29 protein-coding genes are annotated in these 22,792 nt (G+C 34.5%); 4 read left to right on the top strand and 25 right to left on the bottom strand.

The window, feature by feature from the left end; genetic code table 11:
* Positions 1-14: 14 nt before the first annotated feature.
* From KHA87_RS06690 to KHA87_RS06675, 4 genes are all read right to left on the bottom strand, one after another.
* Positions 15-503, bottom strand: coding sequence for a DinB family protein (locus KHA87_RS06690; protein ID WP_213093309.1), 489 nt, complete (start codon positions 501-503; stop codon positions 15-17).
* Between the two features lie 452 nt (positions 504-955).
* Complete coding sequence (locus tag KHA87_RS06685; RefSeq protein ID WP_213093308.1) at positions 956-1,393, bottom strand: DoxX family protein; 438 nt, start codon at positions 1,391-1,393, stop codon at positions 956-958.
* A gap of 154 nt (positions 1,394-1,547) precedes the next feature.
* Positions 1,548-2,027: a GyrI-like domain-containing protein gene (locus tag KHA87_RS06680; RefSeq protein WP_213093307.1), complete on the bottom strand. Its 480-nt coding sequence runs from the start codon at positions 2,025-2,027 to the stop codon at positions 1,548-1,550.
* A gap of 521 nt (positions 2,028-2,548) precedes the next feature.
* Positions 2,549-2,737 (bottom strand): hypothetical protein, encoded by a 189-nt coding sequence (locus KHA87_RS06675; RefSeq protein WP_213093306.1) that lies wholly within the window; start codon positions 2,735-2,737, stop codon positions 2,549-2,551.
* Positions 2,738-2,876: 139 nt separating this feature from the next.
* Between KHA87_RS06675 and KHA87_RS06670 the strand changes: the two genes are divergently transcribed.
* Positions 2,877-3,368, top strand: a complete 492-nt coding sequence (locus KHA87_RS06670) for an NUDIX hydrolase (protein ID WP_213093305.1) — start codon at positions 2,877-2,879, stop codon at positions 3,366-3,368.
* Between the two features lie 369 nt (positions 3,369-3,737).
* On the opposite strand, the gene KHA87_RS06665 is transcribed toward KHA87_RS06670, so the two are convergent.
* The 5 genes from KHA87_RS06665 to KHA87_RS06650 form a co-directional block, all read right to left on the bottom strand.
* Positions 3,738-4,187, bottom strand: a complete 450-nt coding sequence (locus KHA87_RS06665) for a Dps family protein (protein ID WP_213093304.1) — start codon at positions 4,185-4,187, stop codon at positions 3,738-3,740.
* 144 nt (positions 4,188-4,331) lie between these two features.
* Positions 4,332-4,457, bottom strand: coding sequence for a hypothetical protein (locus tag KHA87_RS22380; protein WP_283249419.1), 126 nt, complete (start codon positions 4,455-4,457; stop codon positions 4,332-4,334).
* A gap of 26 nt (positions 4,458-4,483) precedes the next feature.
* Positions 4,484-5,230, bottom strand: coding sequence for an amino acid ABC transporter ATP-binding protein (locus KHA87_RS06660; RefSeq protein WP_213093303.1), 747 nt, complete (start codon positions 5,228-5,230; stop codon positions 4,484-4,486).
* 13 nt (positions 5,231-5,243) lie between these two features.
* Positions 5,244-5,927 (bottom strand): amino acid ABC transporter permease, encoded by a 684-nt coding sequence (locus KHA87_RS06655; RefSeq protein WP_213093302.1) that lies wholly within the window; start codon positions 5,925-5,927, stop codon positions 5,244-5,246.
* Positions 5,928-5,942: 15 nt separating this feature from the next.
* Positions 5,943-6,749: an amino acid ABC transporter substrate-binding protein gene (locus KHA87_RS06650; protein WP_249310158.1), complete on the bottom strand. Its 807-nt coding sequence runs from the start codon at positions 6,747-6,749 to the stop codon at positions 5,943-5,945.
* 154 nt (positions 6,750-6,903) lie between these two features.
* Between KHA87_RS06650 and KHA87_RS06645 the strand changes: the two genes are divergently transcribed.
* Positions 6,904-7,098 (top strand): hypothetical protein, encoded by a 195-nt coding sequence (locus tag KHA87_RS06645; RefSeq protein ID WP_213093301.1) that lies wholly within the window; start codon positions 6,904-6,906, stop codon positions 7,096-7,098.
* A gap of 54 nt (positions 7,099-7,152) precedes the next feature.
* Here the strand turns inward: KHA87_RS06645 and KHA87_RS06640 are convergent, their stop codons facing one another.
* The 3 genes from KHA87_RS06640 to KHA87_RS06630 all read right to left on the bottom strand — a co-directional run bounded on the left by KHA87_RS06640 (position 7,153) and on the right by KHA87_RS06630 (position 8,767).
* A complete protein-coding gene (locus KHA87_RS06640) occupies positions 7,153-7,545 on the bottom strand; it encodes a DUF6262 family protein (RefSeq protein ID WP_349305557.1) in 393 nt (130 codons plus the stop codon).
* 35 nt (positions 7,546-7,580) lie between these two features.
* Positions 7,581-8,195 (bottom strand): TetR/AcrR family transcriptional regulator, encoded by a 615-nt coding sequence (locus tag KHA87_RS06635; protein ID WP_213093300.1) that lies wholly within the window; start codon positions 8,193-8,195, stop codon positions 7,581-7,583.
* A gap of 224 nt (positions 8,196-8,419) precedes the next feature.
* The gene (locus KHA87_RS06630) at positions 8,420-8,767 is read right to left on the bottom strand and encodes a hypothetical protein (protein ID WP_213093299.1); all 348 of its coding nucleotides are present in this window, start codon (positions 8,765-8,767) and stop codon (positions 8,420-8,422) included.
* Positions 8,768-9,099: 332 nt separating this feature from the next.
* On the opposite strand from KHA87_RS06630, the gene KHA87_RS06625 reads away from it, so the two are divergent.
* Positions 9,100-9,429, top strand: coding sequence for a hypothetical protein (locus KHA87_RS06625; protein ID WP_213093298.1), 330 nt, complete (start codon positions 9,100-9,102; stop codon positions 9,427-9,429).
* A gap of 86 nt (positions 9,430-9,515) precedes the next feature.
* Here the strand turns inward: KHA87_RS06625 and KHA87_RS06620 are convergent, their stop codons facing one another.
* Positions 9,516-9,935 (bottom strand): GNAT family N-acetyltransferase, encoded by a 420-nt coding sequence (locus KHA87_RS06620; RefSeq protein WP_213093297.1) that lies wholly within the window; start codon positions 9,933-9,935, stop codon positions 9,516-9,518.
* A 241-nt stretch (positions 9,936-10,176) separates the two neighbouring features.
* Positions 10,177-10,275, bottom strand: a complete 99-nt coding sequence (locus KHA87_RS22125) for a putative holin-like toxin (RefSeq protein WP_249310156.1) — start codon at positions 10,273-10,275, stop codon at positions 10,177-10,179.
* A 522-nt stretch (positions 10,276-10,797) separates the two neighbouring features.
* On the opposite strand from KHA87_RS22125, the gene KHA87_RS06615 reads away from it, so the two are divergent.
* Positions 10,798-10,998, top strand: a complete 201-nt coding sequence (locus KHA87_RS06615; protein WP_213093296.1) for a methionine aminopeptidase — start codon at positions 10,798-10,800, stop codon at positions 10,996-10,998.
* Positions 10,999-11,072: 74 nt separating this feature from the next.
* Here KHA87_RS06615 and KHA87_RS06610 read toward each other — a convergent pair whose 3' ends face one another.
* The 11 genes from KHA87_RS06610 to KHA87_RS06560 are packed head-to-tail and all read right to left on the bottom strand — an operon-like array spanning position 11,073 to position 22,777.
* Positions 11,073-12,173, bottom strand: coding sequence for a GNAT family N-acetyltransferase (locus KHA87_RS06610; protein WP_213093295.1), 1,101 nt, complete (start codon positions 12,171-12,173; stop codon positions 11,073-11,075).
* On the bottom strand, positions 12,161-13,153 hold the full coding sequence (locus tag KHA87_RS06605) for an ATP-grasp domain-containing protein (RefSeq protein ID WP_213093294.1): 993 nt from the start codon (positions 13,151-13,153) through the stop codon (positions 12,161-12,163). The genes KHA87_RS06610 and KHA87_RS06605 overlap by 13 nt, the downstream gene beginning before the upstream one ends.
* Before the next feature lie 14 nt (positions 13,154-13,167).
* A complete protein-coding gene (locus tag KHA87_RS06600; protein ID WP_213093293.1) occupies positions 13,168-14,421 on the bottom strand; it encodes a type III PLP-dependent enzyme domain-containing protein in 1,254 nt (417 codons plus the stop codon).
* Positions 14,422-14,445: 24 nt separating this feature from the next.
* A complete protein-coding gene (locus KHA87_RS06595) occupies positions 14,446-15,372 on the bottom strand; it encodes a beta-1,6-N-acetylglucosaminyltransferase (RefSeq protein WP_213093292.1) in 927 nt (308 codons plus the stop codon).
* Positions 15,369-16,559, bottom strand: coding sequence for a glycosyltransferase family 4 protein (locus KHA87_RS06590; protein ID WP_213093291.1), 1,191 nt, complete (start codon positions 16,557-16,559; stop codon positions 15,369-15,371). Before KHA87_RS06590 ends, KHA87_RS06595 begins: the two co-directional genes overlap by 4 nt.
* 30 nt (positions 16,560-16,589) lie before the next feature.
* On the bottom strand, positions 16,590-18,125 hold the full coding sequence (murJ, locus tag KHA87_RS06585; RefSeq protein WP_213093290.1) for a murein biosynthesis integral membrane protein MurJ: 1,536 nt from the start codon (positions 18,123-18,125) through the stop codon (positions 16,590-16,592).
* Positions 18,126-18,133: 8 nt separating this feature from the next.
* Positions 18,134-19,207 carry a phosphotransferase gene (locus KHA87_RS06580; RefSeq protein WP_213093289.1) on the bottom strand — a complete coding sequence of 358 codons (1,074 nt, stop codon included), beginning with the start codon at positions 19,205-19,207 and terminating at the stop codon, positions 18,134-18,136.
* Entirely contained in the window at positions 19,200-20,531 is a 1,332-nt protein-coding gene (locus tag KHA87_RS06575; RefSeq protein WP_213093288.1) for an O-antigen ligase family protein, read from the bottom strand. Before KHA87_RS06575 ends, KHA87_RS06580 begins: the two co-directional genes overlap by 8 nt.
* A gap of 3 nt (positions 20,532-20,534) precedes the next feature.
* Entirely contained in the window at positions 20,535-21,407 is an 873-nt protein-coding gene (locus KHA87_RS06570) for a tyrosine-protein phosphatase (RefSeq protein WP_213093287.1), read from the bottom strand.
* The gene (locus tag KHA87_RS06565) at positions 21,349-22,050 is read right to left on the bottom strand and encodes a CpsD/CapB family tyrosine-protein kinase (protein ID WP_213093286.1); all 702 of its coding nucleotides are present in this window, start codon (positions 22,048-22,050) and stop codon (positions 21,349-21,351) included. Before KHA87_RS06565 ends, KHA87_RS06570 begins: the two co-directional genes overlap by 59 nt.
* On the bottom strand, positions 22,022-22,777 hold the full coding sequence (locus tag KHA87_RS06560) for a YveK family protein (protein WP_213093285.1): 756 nt from the start codon (positions 22,775-22,777) through the stop codon (positions 22,022-22,024). The genes KHA87_RS06565 and KHA87_RS06560 overlap by 29 nt, the downstream gene beginning before the upstream one ends.
* Positions 22,778-22,792: the final 15 nt, after the last annotated feature.

The raw sequence follows: 22,792 nt of genomic DNA, 5'->3' as shown, positions 1-22,792 counted from the left end.
CAGTGGGATCCGTTCTAATCTTCCGTTCCTAATACATCTGTATTTGGTGGCACATAATCCATCATACGTGCCATAGACATAATCTGTCCTTTATGGTGGAATTCGTGAGTAATCGTATGCATGATTAATTTCATTGGTGTCATAGATATCACTTCCCCACCTTCTCTCCAAGGGATTGCCCTCTCGATTGGCTTATCCATTTGTTGTGAGAATGCTTGAAATACTTCCTTTACATATGCATCTACTAGTTCAAAGCGTTCTTTGATTTCGTCTAAACCAAATTCTTTCAAGTCTTCCTTTGATGTTATTGGTTTTTTCGTTTTTAATAACACAAACGAGCCAAGCCAAGCAATGTAACAATCAGCAATATGAACCAGTGTTTCTCTTATACTTTGCCAGCCAAACCCATTTATGCGAATAAAGTCATCTGGATTTAGGTCGCTGCAAAAGTCTAGCATTACTTTTCGAGTCTCGCTGACCCATTTATACTCATTTAGATTCATTGTAAACACTTCCTCATATAAATTTCACCGTTCATGTGGTTAACCTCTATAAATTCTTTATTTAAAATTAAAATCCTTCTTTAACTGCTTTATTAAATACAAAATCTTAATATCACAAAATGAAGTTATTATGAAAGCTCTTTTCTTAAACTTTGTTGCTTTTTCAGACAAAAATCTTAATAAAGTCATGAGCATGGGATAAGAATGGATAACTTTCTTAAGAAAAGATGCCCCGAGCTATGACTATAATAGGATATATATAACAAAATACGAAAACGACCATCTATATGAAAACAGCGATTATGAAAAATGAGCGCTTATCCTTTTACTTGATAGCGCTCTATTGTTGAGGTTTCCAACTATAAATTATTATTTATTCCATATAGTGCAATTAATAGGAATATTAATGAAATTCTTCTTGTATCTTCCAATATTACACTTAAATGATGGATCTATTTGAATGCTAAACTTTGTTTTTTTGCACGTTTTTCAGTATTGTCAAACAGACTCCCTAAGATTCTGCTTTGTGGTCTCATTACCCATGAAGCGATATTTAGTGCAGCATAAGATAGAGGAAGAATAACATTAAACCCGTAATTACCATAATCGTTAGCAAACACATGAGATAAAGCCGCGCCAGTCATTAAAAAGAAAATACCAGCGTGAACCCATTCTTTAAGACGAGGAAAACCTGGGACAACTAGTGCAATAGCTCCAAGCATTTTCCATATCCCAAGAATGGTCAAAATGTATAATGGATAACCAATATTAGTCACTAATTCGACGTTTCCCCCATAGTGCATGAGTTGCCCAATACCACTTAACATAATAGCAAATACAAGTAGTGATGTGACTATCCAGTAAGCAATAATTTTCCTTTTATTTTCCATTTCTAATCCCTACCTTTAATTTTAATGAAAATATTATCTGTTCTTACAACTCTTCTGATTTTTTGAAAAGCTATTCTATAAAATGAGACTTTACTGTACCTTTTTTCATCTATTTTAATATTGAAAAGCGGATAGATTTCTCGATCCTACTTCTTTATTTTTTAACAACAGGAATCCACATTTCACCAAATATTAAGCCGTTTCGCTGCCCCATTTCCACCGTAGTATTTGGCCCGCCTACATAGGCAAAATCCTTTACTTCAGGCAATACTTCACTAAAGGCAATACTAGCAAGCTTATTACTCAACTCATCAGATGTTTTCCCTTCCCCTTTCACAACTAAGTATTCTCCTTTAGGAAATGGAATGACTCTCGTTGCTTCTGGTACCGACTTCTTTGTCATGACGCCGGCATAATGCATCATCTTGTTATTCACTGCTTCGTTTACGGCAAAAATATAGTCATTGGTGGCTATAGCTTTTAAAGTATCAAGCGTTCCATCTTGTTTCACAGCCGACCAAAAGTCTGCCTTTTCCTTGTTTATACCTGCAAAGTCTGTATAATGTCTTTTAAGCTCTGTTCCGATACCTAAAACAGTAAAGCTGTCTTTTTCTTCTAGGGTATAATTTGTCATCTTCAAAACCTGCCTTTTTTTTAAAATTAATCAAACGATTTGTTTTTTCATTTGATGAGTTTATAATAGCCTTAAATCATGTCAAAAAATGATACTGTTTAGAATACTTCGATGAAAAAAGTTGAAAGGAGTATGGTATCATCAGGAATATCTTCTAGCTAGATAATCTAATTAAAAAACGAGCATCCCTTTACATAATGTTCAGGATACTCGTTAGAAAAATAATGCTGTTAACTTAACTTTATTTAATTGTAATCGAAACAAATAGAAGCACTTTTCCTGCCAAGCCACGTAAATCAGTTAGTTCATAGATGGATTCTGAGGTAACATTCACTCAAATTCCCCCCACTTCTTCTAGACCAATTATCCATTTTCTTCGTTTGTTTTCGGGCCTTTTCACAGTAGAGAAAATGATGTATATGTTCAATAAAGCCTTCCAGAATACCTTTTTCCTTCTTCGCTTTTTGCAGGGTCGAAATACTGAAATGAGAAATTACCAAACTAAACATACAGCTATATTTTTATTCATCGTATGGATAGGAAATATGGATTCCATATATCGCGCCAGGCACCATTTCATCTTCTAGTGCTTGTAAATACTCTCTTAGTTCATTCTGGAGCTCTTCTGGTGCTCCCGGCTTTAGATGCCAATTGCCGGGTTCATCAACAAAATATGGACTATCCATGAATGCTGGTCGAATATTAGTCATTTACATCTTCCTTTCTGCCTGTTAAATTGTTGTAGGATTGTCATATTTAATTGGGATTTTCACAGGGATTGCTTTTTAAGTCAAGAATATTATTTATAGGGTCACCTATATCATTCCTTAAAATATGGAGGGAAATTCAATGAATCATGCTTATGTAAATTGGGATGGTCAGTGTATTAAATTAACATGGATTCCAAATTATCAGGCTAAAATAGAATTGGTTACAAGCGTTCATGGTTATTGTTTTCTCGATGGAAAAATCATGCTTGTTCATATTAAAAATCGCGGCTTTAATATGCCTGGTGGACATATAGAAGTAAATGAAACACCTGAGGAGACTTTTCATCGTGAAGCATATGAAGAAGGATATGTGAAAGGAAACATACAGTATTTAGGGGCACTGGAGGTAAATCATACAGAAAATACGCTTTTTGATGTAAATGGAAAGTATCCTATTATCGGCTATCAGTTATTTTACCGCATGGATATTACCGAGTGTCTTTCTTTTTTACGAGAGCATGAGTCCATTGCACGAATTTGGATTGAACCTGACCAAGTACCATTTGTGATGGAAAATCATCCGCTTGCTTTAGCAATACTGGAAAATGCTTTAAAGGCAGTCTCAATTTAATTATTTCCCTCTCAAAGCAAAACACTTTTCACTTGCAGTAAAGAATACTAAAATATAGAAAGTATAGATTAAGGAGTTGCAGACTATGAGTAATATATGGATTCCCATTTTGAGTATAATGGTTGTTATTTATATTGTTTTAGGTATTATGTTGCTTCGCTTTTTGAAAAAAAACAAGAGGAATACATAAGTTTTCAGTGGGACTTCAGTTTTTGGAGGACACATGTTCCGTTATTCCTTGTAATTCGTTAGAAAATAGCTGTATTTTATCAAGATAACGGAATGTGTGTCCGTTTAACCCTAGAAAGCACCATTTTTCACAGATAACGGATCCCCTGTCCTCTTCGATCAAAGGATCCCTTTACTTTTTCATTCATACGCTATTAGTGCACCAAGCATCCATAAATGCTTTTCAAATTTCCCCTGAAGCTCATTTAGTAAATCAACGGTTGGATTATCATTCACCTCTTCTGCTAGCTTCACACCGGTATTTTTAATTTCATCCACCATTTGCCGATAATCCTTTATTAACTGTGAAATAATTTCATTTTCCTTATCATCGGCACTGGCCTCCACAAGCGTTGTTTCCTCTAAATACTTGCTCATGGTAGCTAATGGCTTTCCGCCTATGGATAATATTCTTTCTGCAACCTCATCCAAATCAGCAGCCATTTCATTATATAAATTCTCAAATAATACATGTAAAGAATAGAAATGCCTTCCTTGTACAAACCAATGGTAGCGATGTAATTTCACGTACATTACATTAAAATTCGATAGTTCCTGATTCAAAAAATTGATGAGCTTTTGATTAGACATAACAAACCCTTACCTTTCAAAATAATTTTCTAAGACGCACTGGAGTTCGTGAATTCCCAAAGAAGCTTTATTGTGTTTACAACACAAACTTATCAAAGCTTTTCTTAGCTTTTGAAAGATTCAAGGTTTTATTCATTATCAATACTAATATTCGATTTCATCATAATCTTTTGGTTGTGGCAGTGGTTCAGCAGGCATACGCTCTTTTACTTCTGTCGTGTTCTCATTGTTTTCCTTTTTATTTCCTTTTGAATGCATGTTCTTATTCATATAGATCACCTTCCCTTATATAAAAATTATCGGACGCTCACTTTATTTAAAAACTGCATTAATCTCTGGTTAGTTGATTTTTCGAAAACCTCATCAGGAGTACCTTTTTCCATAACAATACCTTGGTCCATGAATATAACCTGATCCGCAACGTCTTGGGCAAATTTCATTTCATGTGTCACAATGACCATGGTCATTCCTTCATTTGCTAGATCCTTCATAACCTTTAAAACCTCTCCTACAAGCTCCGGATCAAGTGCAGACGTTGGCTCATCGAACAACAGTACCTCTGGATCCATAGCCATAGCCCGAGCAATGCCAATTCGTTGTTGTTGTCCACCAGAAAGCTGATGCGGATACATGTCGCCACGATCGCCTAATCCGACTTTTTCCAATAAAGTCATGGCTTTCTTTCGTGCTTCCCCCTTTGACCTTTTGAGAACCACTACTTGTCCTTCCATGATATTTTCAAGTGCGGTTAAATGCGGAAATAAATTATAGCTTTGAAAGACCATTCCCGTTTGTTTTCGAAATGCCATAATTTCCCGACTTTTCCTTTTGGTTTGAGGGGTGAATTCCGTCGCGATTTTTCCCAATGTAATTTTTCCGTTATCCGGTATCTCTAGCAAATTTAAACACCTTAATAATGTTGTTTTTCCAGAGCCTGAAGGACCGATAATCACGGCTGTTTTTCCTTTTTCAAGGGCTAAATCAATTCCTTTTAAAACTTCCAGTTCACCAAACCTCTTATAAAGCTTTTCAATCTTAATCATTTCTGTTCCCCCATTATTTAGCTATGCTGCGGTCATAACGTTTTTCAAGCACTGATTGTAAATATGATAGCACAGTGCTAAATATTAAATAAATAAAAGCTACTTCAATATATAGCCATAACGGCTCATATGTCGCAGCTGCAATTTGCTGCCCTTTTTGGAACATCTCTGTTACAGTAATGGTTGCCGCTAATGAAGTATCCTTTACTAAACTAATAAAGGAATTGCCTAATGGTGGAACAGATACGCGCATTGCTTGCGGCAGAATAATCCTTTTCATCGCCTGAGATTTGGACATTCCAACGGAATATGCAGCCTCCCACTGACCTTTTGAAATGGATAATATGGACGCTCGAAATATTTCAGATGCATATGCACCAACATTTAAGGTAAATCCAATGATTGCAGCAGGAAAGGGATTCAATGTAATTCCGAGACTGGGTAATCCATAAAACAATATAAATAATTGAACAATCAAAGGTGTACCACGAAAAATCCATACATAAAATCGGGCAATAAACCCTAATACTCGTATGTCCGATATTCTTGCCAATGCAGTGAAAAAGGCTAAAATTAAACCTAATACAAATGTGATCAATGTTAATGGAATGGTAAAATAGAGTCCTGCTTTTAATAATGGAAAAAAGGAATCTTGAAGGATTCCTATAATTTGTTCTGTACGGCCGTTTGTAAGCATAGTCTCTTCAATCCTTTACTTTGAAACATCGGTGCCGAACCACTTTTTTGAAATATTCAAGTAAGTACCATCCTTTTTCATTTCGGAAAGCGCTTTGTTTACAGCATCGACAAGATCTTTATTTCCTTTTCGGAAGAGAAAAGCATTGCTGGTCGCTTCCTTTTCTTCATACACTTGTTTGATAGGCAAATCAGGACGACGCTTCTTCAAATCCAAATAGGATAAGCTATCATTAATCGTTGCATCTATTCTCTTTGATGTAATAAGATCAATCGCTTGGTTAAAGCCATCTACCACTGTATTAGTTGCTCCGTGATCCTCCGCAATCTTGCGATAATTACTGTCAAGTGATTGTCCTACTTTTTTTCCTTTTAAATCATCCAAGGATTTAATGTCGTTATTATCCTTACGAACGACTAAAACTGCCTTAGAGACGATATATGGACTAGACATATCATATTTTTTTAATCGATCCGGTCTGACTGCTACTTCATTTGCCACCATGTCATAACGCTTAGCATCTAAGCCAGCAATCATTCCATCCCATTTTGTTTCAATATACTTTGGTTTTAAATGAAGTCTTTTCGCCACTTCATTGGCAATATCAATATCAAAACCTGTTAGTTTTCCGGTACTATCGTGAAACGTAAAAGGAGCATATGTCCCCTCCGTGCCAATAGTTATTACACCTTTTTTATCAATATTTTGGTATAGTGTATTTTTACCGTCCTTATCACTGCCTGTGTTGCGTTTAGTGTTACTGCAGGCTGCAGACATGATAATCAATACTATAGATAAAAAAATAACAGCAATTTTTTTCAATAGTATTCCCCCACTTTGAATGATATTTTTTCTTCTGTATTAGCTTTACCTGCAACGTAAATTGTATGCAGTGGGATGATGGAACTATTGAAATGCGGATTTTTTTCACTAATGATATAGATTGTACATATATTGCTACAAGGAGGTGGAAAAGATGAATCTTCAGTATTTCTACGCGATTCTATCCGGATTTGCCTTAATAATCCTTCCAACACTTGTATCAACATCTATCATACCTGCAACTCTTGCTACTGTATTAATGGTAGTTGGCGCAATTATTGTTATTCTTTTCTCAATTGTATTAATTGTAAAAGCATTGATAACCCTTTTTGGAAGTCGTCTTAAGTAACATCAATTAATAAAGGAGCCTTCCAAAAAGGCTCCTTTAAAAGTTAAAGATGTGTTATGATGCGGAATTGCGATATTTCTCAAGGCATTTATATGCTTGATTTAATTCTTCCCGCAGTTCATTATTTTCTTCTTCTAGAATCTTGATTTTTTTCTTTAATGCCGAAATCATTATCCCTTTAAATTTTTCTTCTTTTTCACGTCTTATTTGCAAAAGTGTTGGTACAGTTGGATTTTGCTTCCTTAATTTCTCAATTAAAGCTCGAATTTCAGGGTTTTTATAAAGTGTAGCTTTACTGACGCCAGATGCCTTTGAAATACTGTTAAAGTTTATCTTCTCCTTTTGGTCTGTCAATAACTCAATGGCTTCCTGCACCTTTTGAATAGATCTCTTTCTTTTTAATTCGTGAATGTGTTTTAAATGTGTATGCATGCTATTGGTACTCACCATTGCCACCTGCTTTCACTTGCTTTGATTAAGGATCATCGTGAAATTAATGAAAAAATCATTTCCTCCGTTTTGTGAAACACCTTGCAATAAGGATATTCATCACCTATAACCGCATAATCTAGACAAATCCCATCAATGATTGTCCAAAACAATGCCGCAATCACAGATGAATCAATATCCGTTTTAAATTCTCCGTTTTCTTTTCCCTCTTCTAAAATAGTCATGACAAAATTCTTATAGATATTCTGGTATCTTTCGAGCATTATGCTCCTAACATCCTCTTTGCGGGAAGAGGATAGCCAAAACTCTCCATGGACAAGAATTAAATTTTTGAATTCCTCTGTCAAAGATATTTCCCTATAGGTTTCGAAAAGTATTTGAAGCTTTCCAGCTGCAGATGTGATCGATTTGAATTTTTCCTGAAAAAATTCAAAGTTTGCTTTTGTCTGTTCATTCATAAGCTGTATGTATATATCATCTTTAGTCTTGAAATAATTATAAATCGATCCTTTACTCATTCCGGAAAGAGCGCATATATCATCAATAGTCGCTAATTCGAACCCCTTCTGTGCAAAACATTTTAATGCACTTTCTAATATAGCTTTCTTTTTATTGACTTTATACTCCTCTGAAACTATAGGTGGCATCCTTTTTCCCCCGAATCCAATGCATTATTTGTAATGGAAGTATAACCTTTTAACATAATGTTCGAGATAATACGATATTGTCGAATCTTCAGATAACTCAATCAACCATAATCTATAAAATGACTATTCAGTTTATTTAATGATATATGGAAAATCATTCATTTTCAACAGTTTTTTATTTGTATTACAGGGACAAAATAAAAAAGTTTGCCCCTCCAGCTTCCTCAACTGTTCATATTTCTCCCGACAACCCGTTTCTTCCTCATTACGATTCGCTTAATGAGATACCAGCATGCCAAATACAATACCATCACATTGAAAACGGATAAAGCCAAATTTCCAAGGAGTATTTGGGTAACATTTTTCAAAGGATTTAGCATTGTTAAGGTAATTGGAAAGTCCTCCCTTGCAGGAACAATATTACTTGTTTGTTCGATAAATGGATATGGAAAACCGAATCTTAGTGCCTTTAATTCACTAAAGCTGGTCACTTTCACTGGAAATAAAAATGGAGATAGTAAGACAAGAACGAAACTGACGATAAATGTATAGAGCAAGACCCTCTTATTCATGAAACCCTCCTACGCACTGCGATTTCTTCAAAATTTATGTCACTCCTACATATGTAGTGAATATAATAAATAGTCGATTTTTAAACTTTTCATTATATTAGACTTTCCAAAGAAGGAAAAAGTTTCAAAAAATAAACAGATTTATTAAAACAATGAAATGTGATCTCTCCTAAAATTCTTTTCTTAAAGCACAATTCCATAAATTGAGTAAATAAAATCATAATTACTAGTTTTGCCCCATACATTTGAGTTAATAGAAAATATTAAATTAGTATTTTGAGAGTCTTAAAGTCGCACTCTAAACATTGAATAGTTCGAAAAAGGTGAGCAAAATGAAGAAAATATGGATAAAATGCATGCTATTAGCAGCATTAATTATTTGTCTGTTAACTTTAGTTATCTATCATCCAATCCAAACATTTGAAAAGGTAAGAATCACGGAAAAATATTATTCATCCAAACCAGGAGAAAAAATGACGGGAAGTAAAACAAAGAAAAAGCTATCCATTCCAACCGATTCCAAAACAGAATCATGTGCCATGGAATTTGATAACGGGAAAATATTAGTGATGGATTGCAATACCTTTTTAAATTACACCATTGGTGAGACAGTAAAAATCAAATATTCAAATGGCAGGTTGCTAGAAATCAGAAGAAAATAATGGGAATTAAGGGGATGCTTAGCCCCTATGCATTCCCATCCATTTACCTATGTCAATATATTCAGAAGTATACACATTTATCCCCATTACTCTAAATACTCTTGATCAAGAGCTGGATTAGTATAAATGGCCATTCCTGTTTTCAAGTGTTTGAAGCCCATTTTACGGTAAAACAGTTCGTTTCCAGTCGTGGAAATTAAATGAATACAGGAAATACCCTCAAGCTTTTTTAATAATGCAGTAAGAATTTGTTTTGCAATTCCCTTTCCTTGAAAGTCTTTATGTACCACTACGTCATAAATAGCCGCATTGAAGACTCCGTCTGTAATTGCTCTTCCAAAGCCTACAATTTGTTCCTCGGATTTCACGATAACTGCTACATTGCTATTCATAAATATTTTTTCTATAACATCAGGTGAATGCTTTACCCACCCTACAGACAAATAAACCTTTTGCATGTCTTCCCAATTTACATTTTTTATATCTTCTTGAATAATCAATTTCATGGCTGTTTCCTCACAGATTTTTTAAAATAAGATTACAATATTCCTGTTCATTTGAATATAAAAATTTTTTTGTATATAATGAATTAAGTACAATATAATAAAAAAGTGAGGGCAAAAATGCCATTTAATGAAAAAGGAACAGTGGCACCCAACCACAGTTCCTAACACAGTTTAGCGCAAGCTCGGCAGTGGCCCGTTTTAAGCTAGATAACCTACCCGAAACTTTGGCCAGCAGGGTGGGTTATTTCTTCTTACTAATGGTAACAACTACCGAAATCACTGTTAGAATTAGTGATCCAAACATAATCATTAAAGATAACGCCTGGTAAATCGTAATCAACAGTGATCCCCCCTCTCAAAAGGAAGTAACCACTCCCACCCTGCCACTGTGTTATATAAGATTATAACACATCCGCTCTTAATTATCGGAAAATTCTTACAAAAATAATTCCATGTACCTACTTGTCTACATTAATCATCTAATTCCTCTCCCCTAACTGAATAATTTTACTTAAGCTCTTCTGTCATTTTGCGGTTATTTTATGACCATTTGCACCCGTATAAACGACTACAATTCCATAAATATAAAGACTTTTTTAGTATAGAATGTTAAATTCCAAAAGCATTTGATTTTTCGTATATTTAAATCCTAATTATGTCATAGATCGGGCCATCTTCTCTTAAGAAGCTTATTTTTTATGCTAAAAGTTAGGTCCTTACTAGGATTTTCGCTGTATTAGAAATAAAGTTTAAGGATCGTGCCATTATAAATATGAATATTTTGGAGATAATAAAAATGGAATAAATGAAATATTAAGGCTGGCTTGCCACAAGACTTGCTCAAGTTCGGAGGTGATTTTCGGTGGGGTTGCTAAATGCATTTTCCAATTGGAGAGCAGATAGATATGAGAAGCATCGTTCAACTATGGAATCACTGGGAAAATGCCCGGATTGTAGCGGCAGAGGGTTTATCCCCGCTTTTACTGCCTATACGGCACCAATTGATTGCCCTGGCTGTAATGGAAGCGGCCTATACTCAGATTGGTCGCCTACCATAGAGTAATGCATTAACGATTTAAAGAGATAAAAAAAATATTTATATAGAGAAAAGAGGAACAAAAAGCGTTTCCTCTTTTTTTAATTGCCATATGAATTCTCAGGAGTTCGTACTTTTCCACGGTACGCCGGAAAAAATTCTGGTAAGGATTTTTGTTGGTAATAGTTCTCCCATTTAGCAACTAAATGGTTATATAGAATTGGATCATGTACTTTCTTGCCGATATAAAAAGGTAATGTCCCACTCGGATTGAACCGATGCTTAAATTGAAAAAGAGAGTCTCTGCCGATATGTCCCCCACCTAGATGAAAAATACTTAAACCATTACGTTTCCCCCAAATTGCTATATTGTGAAGGAGATAGACATTGGAGCCGAGATTCAGAAATTCTTCCTCTGAACAGCCCAAATGATAATGAAGGGCATTGCCATCATAAAGGCATATTGCTGCTGCAATCATCCGCTCATTATGATAAACAGCCCCTATCATAGATTCATGATAAAAACCTTTAATTAGTTCTTCCAAGTAATCCAAAGAAAAGTACGAATAGGATGATGCCTTTACCTTATTCATTGTGTTTTTGTACATCTCATAAAATTTCTCGATGACATGAAAACGGTTCTCGTGTTGAAAAACCTTGAATTTCAACTGATTTTTACTTGCTTTATTCATATTTCTTTTATGATTTTTATGATAATCATGATAAATTTCGTCTTCACTTTTTGTTAAATCTACAAAAATGGTTTCTCTATCATACGATATATCCATTAATGTCTCTAATAACGATTGATTTTGATATAAAGGATGAAAGCGAATAAATTCGCAAATAATATTTTCCTTTTTACAATAACTTTCAAATTCTCGTCTAAAATCTATTAAAAATTGTGTATTTAATTCATTAAACAATGGCCCTCCATAGCCATAGCTGGGTGTTATAATATCATAAATATCCGATTCTGTTTCTTCTTTCATAAATTCTAATACATTAATTTTTCTTCTTAAAAATGCATAGCAAAGCCTATTCCCGCTTCCATCCTCGTAGAAAAATAAAAAAGGGTCGCCATCTCCCGTAAATTGATTCAACATACAGTAGGTATGTTGATAAAATAGATCTCTTTTGTTTAATTGTGATAATTTTTCTTCCCACACTGATCTTTCTTTATATGATATTACTTTATACATTCCAATTTCACTCCAATCGAAGGAAGAACCATCACATCATCAAACTTTATCATTACAGCCCCTTCGTCATAATTAGCAACCATCACTTCGTTTGGTTTTCCTGTTAAGTTGTGTAGGATATTTTTCACAAAATTTTGTCCCATTTCATGTGCATGAGGGTATCCGCCTCCAAATCGTGGATTTATTTCAGAAAGGAGATATCCTTTATCTGTTTTAAAGCAATCAATGTCGATGGGACCGATTGGTTTTAACAGACTAATTACTTTCCTCATCAGCTGGGTAAGCTCATCATCCAAGATTGATACAGATTTATCCGTTTCACCTGCCCTCATCTTTATTTTTCTTTTACAAAAAATATTTGTAACTTCAAGGCTCACCAAATCGACATATCCGTCCATTCCAAATTCATCCCCGCTAATGAAAGGCTGGATAACTTGCTGATCATCTTCTAGCCAAAGCGTATCCAATTCCTCGATTGATTGGATTTTCGCGATTCCAATACTTGCACTTCCATATCTGGGTTTCATGATCAATGGAAATAAAAGCTTTTGGTTATCAATGTCTGCTAAAATATCATCTTTCTTTACATAAGTAGGTACTACAGGTATCCCATGTTTTCGTAAGAATTTAAAGGTGTGATATTTGTCTAGACAAATATCAACTAATTCTTTCTTAGAAACAATCACTTTTATATTTTCCTTAGCAAACTCACTTTTATGGTTGGCTAATATGCTTAATTCCGGATCTATGAGGCTCAGTAATGCATGAACTTGATACTTTTTACAGAGATATTTAACTGTTTGGATATAATCCGGATGTGTAATTACTGGAACCGTTTCAGCGTAATCTGCAAATAGTAGAGCCGGTGCTGTTGAATCACAATCAATGGCAATCAATTTCCCGCCAATTTTTTGGAGCTCCTCCTTAAAGTACTGAACTAATTTAACCCGTCTGCCCGCACTCGTAATTAAAATATTCAATGATATCCCTTCCCCTAAGAAAATAAATATAAATCCTCATGAAGAAACTCTTTTAGAGTTTCCTTTTTTCGAATTTGTATATAGGAATTATGGTCAAATGCTACAATAGCCGGACGTTCTTTTATAAAAGGAGGATTAAAAACAATGGTATAGGCCCCGACATTTTCAAACGAAATATAATCATTTTTAGCAGGAAGCTTCCCTTCCACATCAAAAGCTAAGTAATCCTTTTCCATACATGTATATCCAACTAAATGAAAGTGACAGATTTCCTGAATTTCTTCGCGGCTATAAAAAAAATGCATAGGCAGATTGCGTTTATGCATGGTTGGTTTTATATTATGAACACTTCCATCTACGACTACAAAAAATTGATCATCTATACTTTTCGTTTCGACGACCTTTGTTATAAAAGTAAATACATTCGCCACTAAGGATATTCCCGGCTCCAATATTAAATAAGGTTTCCTGTTCTCGTATGGAAATTCGCGGTTAAGAACCCCACAAATGGCGCTTGCATAATCATCAAAGCTTGGTGCTTGGGCAGCAAACGCTGGAGGTAATTCCCCATAAAATCCTCCGCCAATATCTATATATTCTATCGTGTCCAGCCTATATTTTTTAGCAATGCGACAAAGCTCTTCTGTAATGGAACAATAGGATTCTACTTTTCTTTCCTTCGTGGAGAAATGTGCATGAAGTCCACTAACTATAATATTTTCTATTTCTGCGAATTTCCTAAGTACATGTTCGAAATCTCCATTTGCAACACAAATCCCAAATCTGCTTTTTTCATACCCTTCTTGAAGTACATTATTTCCGGAACGAGAAATATCAAAGTTTAATCTAACTCCAATTTTTATGTGCCGATCCGGATTGTCTATACAATAGGAAATGACATGGTCCATTTCATAAAGGGAGTCAATATTTAGTAAACTTTCATTATCCAGTGCTTCTTTAATATCCTCGCATGATTTTATCGGTCCATTAAATATAATTTTCTTTGGATCCACCCCAATTTTTACAGCTAAATCATATTCTAATTTAGAAACAACCTCTGCATAAGCTCCTAATGAATCCATTTCCTTACATAAATAAGGGACATAGTTCGTTTTATAGGAATAGCCAATGATCAAGTTTGGATATCTGCTTTGAAATGCTGTGTGTAATTTTCGATAATTGTCACGTAATTTATGAACATCGAATACATAAAAGGATGTACCGAATTGATTGCTGAGGCTTTCTATTTCTTTATAAGATAGCTTCATAATATCACCGCTTTCATATCACCATTAATTTTCATGATTAAAATTACTTTTTGAGATTGCTCCACAAATCTTATTCACATAGTAATCTATGACTTTGTTATCAATTGCTTCATCGAATTTCCTTGCAAAAAATTGCTGAGATTTCTCGATTATCGATATATCAGCTTCCGTCAAACAGACAGGAGAATTTCTATCTCTTATTGTTGTCCCTTTTTTTAAGAAAACATGGTTGTTATTAACTATCTGTGATTTAAATGGTGAGTTCATTAATAACGTGTGAAAGAACCATTCATCCGGTGTATAGGTTTTTTCAAAATATCGATAAAACCAATCATTTTCATCTATAAAGCGAGTAATATACTGTGCTGCTTCGAAGGAAATCGTAAACCATTGTGAACCACAATAAAGCTCAAAATCACCCTGCCAATAATTTGTATTGGGGAAAATCTTAATACCTTTATCATATAAGAACTTTATGGTTCTTCTATACATTCTAAATGGATGGGAGGGTTTATATCTATGTCGTGTTACCTTTGGCCAGTTAAGGAGAATTACCCCTTTGTTCTTCCATGTTATATCTAAAAAATTCATAAATATTTTCCCTTTGTTCATCGCCAGAAAGTCGTGGAAGCCTTCTCTTACTAATAAATCCTGACCACTTTTTAAGCAGACAAAATCATAATGTTTCTGTGTAGATAAAACTTCTCTCAGTAACAGAAGAGTTGTTTCGACCTGGCTAAAATCTCCCCACTCACAAATCAAACTTTGATTTAAAACCGTCACGTTTGAATGGTTTACTATCTTGTTTTTTAATTGATCGTAATGTCTCCTATCAATATGAACATATACATCTGCGTTTTGTTCGGCACTAAGCTGTTCAATAAACTTATTTACTTGTTCAGGGTTTTTGTGGATTTGTAAAATATAGGCAATACGAAGCTCAGCGCTCATATTTTTCGCTCCTCACCATAATTCTGTAGCTTTATAGTATTTCCTAATGGTTTCTTCTTGACGTCCAATATTTTAGAATAAACTACTGCCATTTCCGAAAGAATGTTTTTTATATTATATGCTTGGATCCTATCCAAATTATTTTTAGAAAAATAACTTTGTATTTTATTAGACATATATATTTTTTCAATTGCGCTTGCACATGCTTCATCATCATTTATTCCAACAACAATACCGTTATAATGGTCTGTAATTAAATCTCGATTGCCCCTGCTATTAGTCACCACTATGGGCAAGCCTGTAGCCATGGCTTCCATAATATTTACTGGCAAACCTTCTTGTCTGGATGTGGAAACTGCAATATCCGACAAAGCCATAAGGTTATGGATATCCCTTCGGTACCCTAAAAATTCTACATGATTGTTTAAATCATAATGAGCTGCCAACTTTCTATATCGTTCTAACATTTCTCCGTCACCAACAAGTAAAAGCTTTATAGAATGGATATTTTTATGAAGTCTGCTAATGGCTTTTATTAATAAATCTTGCTGTTTTCGATGGCTTAACTCGCCAACATATATAACAATGAAGTCATCGGAAGCATATTGATACTCCGCCCGCAAAGTTAATTTTTCCTCTGGCGTAATCGGGGAAAATTTATTTAAGTCAATTCCAACCCCATGTACTTTATAGCAAGGGATATTCGATCTTAATGATAATTTCATGCCATAACCATAATCTTCTTCATTCATAGTAATTAATACATCTGTCCATCTTGCAGCTAATCTCTCTAATGCATAATAAATAAGCCAATTCTTCTTTGGCGCTCCCTTGAAAAAATGAAATCCGTGACAAGTGTAAACCATTCTAAGCCCTTTTATTTTTCGGCATGCGAACCTGGTCAGTAAGGAGGCAATAGGAGTATGAACATGCACCATCTCATAATTTCCCTCTAATACTATTTGTTTTACACTTTTTATAGCTTTATAGTTATCTATTTTGAAGGGATTTCTTTGAAAAGGAATCCAATAAGTGGAGCAACCAAGCTCCACTAATTCTTTGTCCATGTCCTCCACGTAATTAGAGGCTATGCTAACCTCATTTCCTTGCTCGATTAACCATTTTATATGTGGAATTAAAAAAGAATTAATCGTTCCTGACACAGTAGAAACAACCAAAATTTTCATGTGAACTCCTCCTGCCGTTAAGTATGGCCCTTAAGCGGCTTCCTTAGCGAATGATTTCTTTAATTTCCCCTTTAGCAGTAAAACGATCATGTCAATTTCCTTTACTTTTAAAAGATGTAAAATAGCAATGTATACCAAAACTCCTAACGTTACGGAAAGAAAAAACGTAGATATAATGCCAATTTTGCTTATTAATATGTTATAAAAATACTTGCTTATCCCTCCCATTACGATTGAAGCGGTAATAATTTTTACAAAGGAGAAAGACAGCTTTTTCAAACCTAGCTTTCCCAACCTTTTCCTCAAGCTCACTATCAGCAAAAAAGTGCAAAAGGTCGTCGATATACTCGTGGCTAATGCGATGCCACCAATCCCTAGTATTCTGGATAGAATAAGATTCAAAATAATATTAAGAAGCATTGCCAGCCCTGCATTAATCATTGGTGTTTTCGTATCTTGAAGAGCATAGAATGCATTGGATAAATTTTCTCTGTGGCTTAAACCTATGATTCCAATAGAATAAAAAAACAAGGCATAGGATGTCATTTCTATTGCGTCAGAATCAAACCGACCCCTTCCATAAAGTAATTCCACGACTGGCTTTGCGAAGAACATACATCCTATTGCAGCAGGAATGACTAAAATATTGATAATGTTAATAGCATTTGAAAACACGGATTTCATTCCATCTATATTATCTTCTGCAATCAATTTCGATATTTTAGGATATAGCACGGTACTGATGGATAGTACAAACACGCCAATAATCACAACACTCAATGTATTAGCATAATCGAGGGCTGTTATCCCTCCCTTCACGATTCGGGATGCAAGTGTCCGATCCACTAACAAATTTACTTGCGCGACCGAAGTTCCAACTATTGCAGGTAAAGCTAAAATCGCCATTTTTCTTATATTTTCATCCTTATAATCTAGTGTGAATTTATATCGAAAATCATGCTTGTAGCTAAATATAAATAACAGCAAAAGCTGAGACAAGCTGGATAATATGATTCCTAGTGTTAAAATATATATGCTTGTATAGGAACTTAAAAAAATAGCGCCAATCGTGATAATATTGGCAGGTAATCCCATAATAGCTGGAATAATAAACGCTCCTTTAACTTGTAGGAACGCTAAATAAACATATATTAATGCGGTAAAAAATACACTTGTAAGTGAAATTCGTGTGAATTGGACGGTTAGAGCAAGGGTCTCCCCTTCAAAGCCGGAAGCAAACAGCTTTACAATCGTTTCCGTGAAAATAATACCGATTAGAAATATGACCATTGAAATAACGATCAATAAATTTAAAAGATTATTGGTATATAAGGATGCTTTTTGCGACCCGCTTTTATTTTCGATTCGGGTATACATAGGAATAAATCCTACGGATATCCCTTTTCCGACGATAGAAAATATAATGGCAGGAATAGTTAAGGAAATTAAATAAACATCACTGATACTAGATGCCCCGTAGAAATACGATAATGTGATATCCCTTGCAAATCCTAATATTTTCGAAATAATTGTGACTAGCATTAATATAATCACGGTTTTTTTCATCAAATCGCCTACTGACTTATTTTTTTATATAAATGCTTCGTACCTTCTTTCTTTATGGATTCTACTGTTTTTTTGAACCGATGAATAAAATGTTGTCTTTCGCTTTTATGTAAATGCACTACCCTTTCCTTGTGAAAATTCAAAAAGTAAATATATAAATAATCCAAACGATGTTCCTTTTGAAAGGTTAAATCAAATAAAGTAAAAATCCCTTCAAAAAAAATATCCATTTCACCATGGATATATTTATAAAGATAAAATTCGTTATTATTTACATATAACTCAAGCCATATTAAATGGAATATATCATAAAAGAATATATAATCATTGGAATACTCCCAGTCGATAACATATATTTGATTGGTTGCCCTCTCTAGCAGCATGATATTTGCCGTCCAAAGATCCCCATGCAGCTTTAAACATGGAAAATTCATCGTTAATAAACATGGATTAATTTCTTTGAAGAACGATTGGATTTCACTTGCTTCACTCTCTGACTGATATAACGAAAGAGAGTTCTTGTAATAAAAATTTCCATTTTGTTTGCAGTCATTAAAATATTCTAAGTACCGATAAAATAATTCTTCTATAACATAAGAGTAGTCGTTCTCATCCCACTTATTAAATTGCTTAAATGGAATTAATTCCTCCATAATGAACAAATTTTCCTCATCCTTCATCAACATGGGAGGAATGGGAAAATACTTCTTGAAATATTCATAGTGATTAATGGTAGAATAAAAAACTTCTTTTCTAGCGAAGATATTCATCACTTTATGATGATCAAAGTCGAATATTCTGCTGTCACTATAGCCTGTTATACTTCGTACAGGTCTAAAGACAGATCCGGAAAAGTTTTCTTTGTCCAGATGAATATGGGCAATCTTAATTTTGTGATTAAACAGTATTTTTCTTAACACTAAAATAAGAAGCCTTATACATAATTGATAATAATTCTTTTGAAAAATTTCATCCGCTTTATGGATGGTAGAAGGGTCGCAACGTGCAATATATTTAATACTGTTATCGTACGCATAAGTTCCTGCAGACATATAATCTGCATTTTCAAGGAAGCTATGCATGATATTCCTTTTCCTTTTGATATAAAGGTAAAATCTCTTGAACATCTTTCTCCCCCGCATTTTTGACCGAATCATTCTGCTTTAATGAAGATACTAACGCACCTAAAACGAGCCAAAGAATTCTTGCATTATTTAAAGAAATAGCTAATGATCCTAATAATAGGATAATAATAATATCTCTTAATATCGTATTAGTGCTGTTGTTTACTCTGGCTGTGGTTGCCTTCCAGAGGATAATCAAGATATACATAAAAAAGAGAAATGCAAGCGGTAACCCCCATTCAGAAGATAATTGCAAAAACGTATTATGGGAAATATGATTTTCATAGAATAATTCGTTTGCAATACTCGAATAAGTACCGATGCCAATACCAATAAGCGGTGAAAGCTGTATAAGGTGTAAAGCAACTTCCCATGTTACGGTTCTGCCGGAACCATTTTCCGAAAAGGCTCCGCTAAAGTCGGTAAAAAGCAGCTGTATTCTTGAAAAGGAGGGCACTACATTACTTAAATACTGGAAAATATAATCTAAAGAAGCCACTACAACAGGTATTAGGATAAGTAAACACCCAAGAACAAGCAATTGTCCGATTATAACGAGCATTCCTTTTCTTTTTAACAGAATGTATTCACAAAGACGAAAAGTGAAATAGCCAATAAGTGTCATGATGCCCGTTTTGGAACCTGATATTAACACGGAAAAAAGTAAAACAAAAAATGCGGCTAACTTATATCGCATCTTCATTTCTACTCGGCTAAAATATACAAAAGCAGATATTTGCAATACGGAGAAATAGTTTGGATCAATCATCAATCCCCTATATCTCGTGTTATCAAAAAACAAAAGACTAGAAAGATAATGAATATGAAAAAGTGTGAATATAGTTCCTAATCCGCCAATCATTATTCCGGAACGTGAATACCATTTTATCGTTTTTAGGACGTACCTTTTTTCTGTAAGATTGTAACCAACGATAAAGTAAATAAAAATAGCCACAAGCTTCATATAATCATTGGCTAACGACATTGCCGAAGGATTATACATGACAATGGCTGGAATAAAAAAAACTGCAGATGATAATACAGTAATAGAAACGACTAAGAAGAAAATCGTTGGTGCAACAGGTATCCTTGCTTCTTTGTTTATTAATAAAAGAAGAAAAAGAACAAAGCAAAAAATATCGGAAAAAGAGATATTAATCCCCAATATTACCTGTGATTGGTGTAATAAAATCGCCATGATTATTAAAGCAGCTTTAAATAGAAGGTTATTTCGATGATTATAAGAATTGGCTTCTAGTGAATGCAACTTAACAAACACCATCCTTCACCTGCTAATCATAAAAGATAAGATTCCTCTCTTTATTGGTACAGGAGGTGCAGTCAAGATTGGTTTACCACTTAGGAGAGCCTCTGCGTTTGCCTGTAAGGAAAGCGTGCGTTCGAAACCAAAGGATTCCGTAATCATTTCATACGCTTCCCTTAATAGGAATCCTCTTTTTGTACAGTTATGTGCATCAGATGCTACCAAATGGGCTAATTGATGCTGTAATAATTTTTCTGAAAAGATACGTATTTTTTTCCCAAAAGCACCGGTTATACTTCCTGCTGTTAACTGAATGAGTGCTCCTTCTTGGACCAAATCGAATATTTTTTCAGGATTATGCTGCAGAAAGGTATTTCTCTCCGGGTGAACTATTATTGGGACAATTCCCCTTAAGAGTAATTCATAGACCACTGCCTGCGTATTTCGGGGCAGATCAATAGGTGGGAGCTCCAGCAATAAGTATTTTCCCCCATCATTCATTGTCAGTATTTCATCCTCTTCTATGGAGGAAAAGATGTCGAGATGAATTCTTACCTCCTGTCCTGCATGAATATAAAGCGGTATATTTTCACGATTTAAGTAAGAATTTAGCTCCTGCACAAGGAGGAGGATGTGTTTTTTGGAATTCACATATTGTCCATTCCTATGATGAGGAGTTGCAAAAACATGAGTAATCCCTGAATTAATTGCGTCTTGCACCATTTCTAAGGACTGGGACAAATTCTTTGGCCCATCATCTATGGATGGCAATATATGATTATGGGTATCGATTAAACCATTCATCTCCCTAATTGCCGAGGATTTCAAAGGTCGTTTATTTGGATGATGGGCCATATTGATAATAATCCTCTCCTCTTTCTTGCACCATACCATTCATGACGACACCGATTAAACGGGAATTTGCACGAAGCAAAATATTTTTAGATTTCCAGGCTGCATCCTTTCGCGTTTTGCCGCTTGATACTACCAAAATGACCCCGTCGCACTTATTTGCTAAAATCTGTGAGTCAGAAACGGCAAGAATAGGAGGTGTATCGATAACGACAAAATCATAACTCTCTTGCAGCTGAAAAAGAATCATTTCCATTGCCTTGGATTCCAATAGTTCCGACGGATTTGGCGGTATTGGTCCACTAGTTAATATTTCTAAATGGTGAATATGTGTTTTTAAAATTGCACTTTGTAGGCTGATTTCTTTGGTCAATACATTCGTTAACCCATGTAGATTACTTGAATTAAAGCAATAATGAATAGATGGCTTTCTTAGGTCAGCATCTACCAAAATAACTTTCTTCCCCTGCTGGGCGAGAACAATCGCCAAATTGGCAGATGTAGTAGTTTTTCCGTCCCCTGGTTCAGGAGAAGTGATAACAATAGATTTTATTTCCTCATCGACAGAAGAAAATTGGATATTATTTTTTAACAAACGGTATTGTTCTGTAATGTACGATTGAGGTTTATAATAAGCAACTAAACTGATTTCCTTTTTATCCAGATTCCTTTGCTTCTGTGGCAATTGTCTCAACTCCCGCGTTTTTCCTTGCAAATTTCCTTTTTCTTCTAGTCGATATTTTTTCTATTCTTGGGATGGTACCAATTACAGACACACCAAGAACATCCATAATATCGTCCTCGCTTTTTAAGGTGCTATCTAAAATTTCCAGTAATAATGCTATTCCGCTACCAAACATAAAGCCTACTAATAAACCGATAGTAATATTCAATATTTTGTTCGGTTTAATAGGAATTGGATTTTGTTTTAACTCTGCCTTCGCTAGAATATTAACATTATCGACCTTCATAATACTTGGAATATCATCATGAAAGGTATCGGAAATATTATTGGCAATTTCTACAGCTTTTGCTGGGTTATTATTTTGCACTGAGAGAGTAAATACTTGTGAATTTTGCTGGCTTGTGACGGTAATATTTTTGTTTAGGTTTTCAATAGACATATCGAGGTTTAGATTATGGATTACCTTTTCCAATATGATAGGGCTTTTTATAATATCTCTATAGGTATTAATTAAATCGACATTACTTTGCTGGAATGATGTATCTATTTGAGTGCTTGGATTTTTTTGGTTTACTAAGATTTGTGTGGATGCCTGGTAGACAGGTTTTAATATAACATAAGAAAGAATACCGCTAATGGAAGCCGCAAGAAAGGTAAGGAGTACGATGAATAGCCAACGCCTTTTTAGAATGGTTAACATATCAGAAAATTGGATTGTTTTATCCATATAGACCTCCACATC

Origin of the sequence: Bacillus sp. FJAT-49736 (assembly GCF_018343615.1) — a bacterium.
Lineage (GTDB): Bacteria > Bacillota > Bacilli > Bacillales > Bacillaceae_C > Margalitia.
Note: the sequence above shows the minus strand (reverse complement) of the source record. Positions and strands in the feature narration are given on the sequence as shown.

What these genes read in the sequence shown, in the direction of transcription:
- murJ (WP_213093290.1), bottom strand. Translation starts at nt 18,125, where the DNA reads ATGAAAAAAACCGTGATTATATTAATGCTAGTCACAATTATTTCGAAA.
- KHA87_RS06595 (WP_213093292.1), bottom strand. Translation starts at nt 15,372, where the DNA reads ATGAGCGCTGAGCTTCGTATTGCCTATATTTTACAAATCCACAAAAAC.
- KHA87_RS06560 (WP_213093285.1), bottom strand. Translation starts at nt 22,777, where the DNA reads ATGGATAAAACAATCCAATTTTCTGATATGTTAACCATTCTAAAAAGG.
- KHA87_RS06575 (WP_213093288.1), bottom strand. Translation starts at nt 20,531, where the DNA reads ATGGTGTTTGTTAAGTTGCATTCACTAGAAGCCAATTCTTATAATCAT.
- KHA87_RS06580 (WP_213093289.1), bottom strand. Translation starts at nt 19,207, where the DNA reads ATGCATAGCTTCCTTGAAAATGCAGATTATATGTCTGCAGGAACTTAT.
- KHA87_RS06660 (WP_213093303.1), bottom strand. Translation starts at nt 5,230, where the DNA reads ATGATTAAGATTGAAAAGCTTTATAAGAGGTTTGGTGAACTGGAAGTT.
- KHA87_RS06690 (WP_213093309.1), bottom strand. Translation starts at nt 503, where the DNA reads ATGAATCTAAATGAGTATAAATGGGTCAGCGAGACTCGAAAAGTAATG.
- KHA87_RS06590 (WP_213093291.1), bottom strand. Translation starts at nt 16,559, where the DNA reads ATGAAAATTTTGGTTGTTTCTACTGTGTCAGGAACGATTAATTCTTTT.
- KHA87_RS06610 (WP_213093295.1), bottom strand. Translation starts at nt 12,173, where the DNA reads ATGTATAAAGTAATATCATATAAAGAAAGATCAGTGTGGGAAGAAAAA.
- KHA87_RS06635 (WP_213093300.1), bottom strand. Translation starts at nt 8,195, where the DNA reads ATGCCACCTATAGTTTCAGAGGAGTATAAAGTCAATAAAAAGAAAGCT.
- KHA87_RS22380 (WP_283249419.1), bottom strand. Translation starts at nt 4,457, where the DNA reads ATGAATAAGAACATGCATTCAAAAGGAAATAAAAAGGAAAACAATGAG.
- KHA87_RS06625 (WP_213093298.1), top strand. Translation starts at nt 9,100, where the DNA reads ATGAAGAAAATATGGATAAAATGCATGCTATTAGCAGCATTAATTATT.
- KHA87_RS06665 (WP_213093304.1), bottom strand. Translation starts at nt 4,187, where the DNA reads ATGTCTAATCAAAAGCTCATCAATTTTTTGAATCAGGAACTATCGAAT.
- KHA87_RS06675 (WP_213093306.1), bottom strand. Translation starts at nt 2,737, where the DNA reads ATGACTAATATTCGACCAGCATTCATGGATAGTCCATATTTTGTTGAT.
- KHA87_RS06655 (WP_213093302.1), bottom strand. Translation starts at nt 5,927, where the DNA reads ATGCTTACAAACGGCCGTACAGAACAAATTATAGGAATCCTTCAAGAT.
- KHA87_RS06680 (WP_213093307.1), bottom strand. Translation starts at nt 2,027, where the DNA reads ATGACAAATTATACCCTAGAAGAAAAAGACAGCTTTACTGTTTTAGGT.
- KHA87_RS06685 (WP_213093308.1), bottom strand. Translation starts at nt 1,393, where the DNA reads ATGGAAAATAAAAGGAAAATTATTGCTTACTGGATAGTCACATCACTA.
- KHA87_RS06645 (WP_213093301.1), top strand. Translation starts at nt 6,904, where the DNA reads ATGAATCTTCAGTATTTCTACGCGATTCTATCCGGATTTGCCTTAATA.
- KHA87_RS06570 (WP_213093287.1), bottom strand. Translation starts at nt 21,407, where the DNA reads ATGGTATGGTGCAAGAAAGAGGAGAGGATTATTATCAATATGGCCCAT.
- KHA87_RS06670 (WP_213093305.1), top strand. Translation starts at nt 2,877, where the DNA reads ATGAATCATGCTTATGTAAATTGGGATGGTCAGTGTATTAAATTAACA.
- KHA87_RS06620 (WP_213093297.1), bottom strand. Translation starts at nt 9,935, where the DNA reads ATGAAATTGATTATTCAAGAAGATATAAAAAATGTAAATTGGGAAGAC.
- KHA87_RS06600 (WP_213093293.1), bottom strand. Translation starts at nt 14,421, where the DNA reads ATGAAGCTATCTTATAAAGAAATAGAAAGCCTCAGCAATCAATTCGGT.
- KHA87_RS06630 (WP_213093299.1), bottom strand. Translation starts at nt 8,767, where the DNA reads ATGAATAAGAGGGTCTTGCTCTATACATTTATCGTCAGTTTCGTTCTT.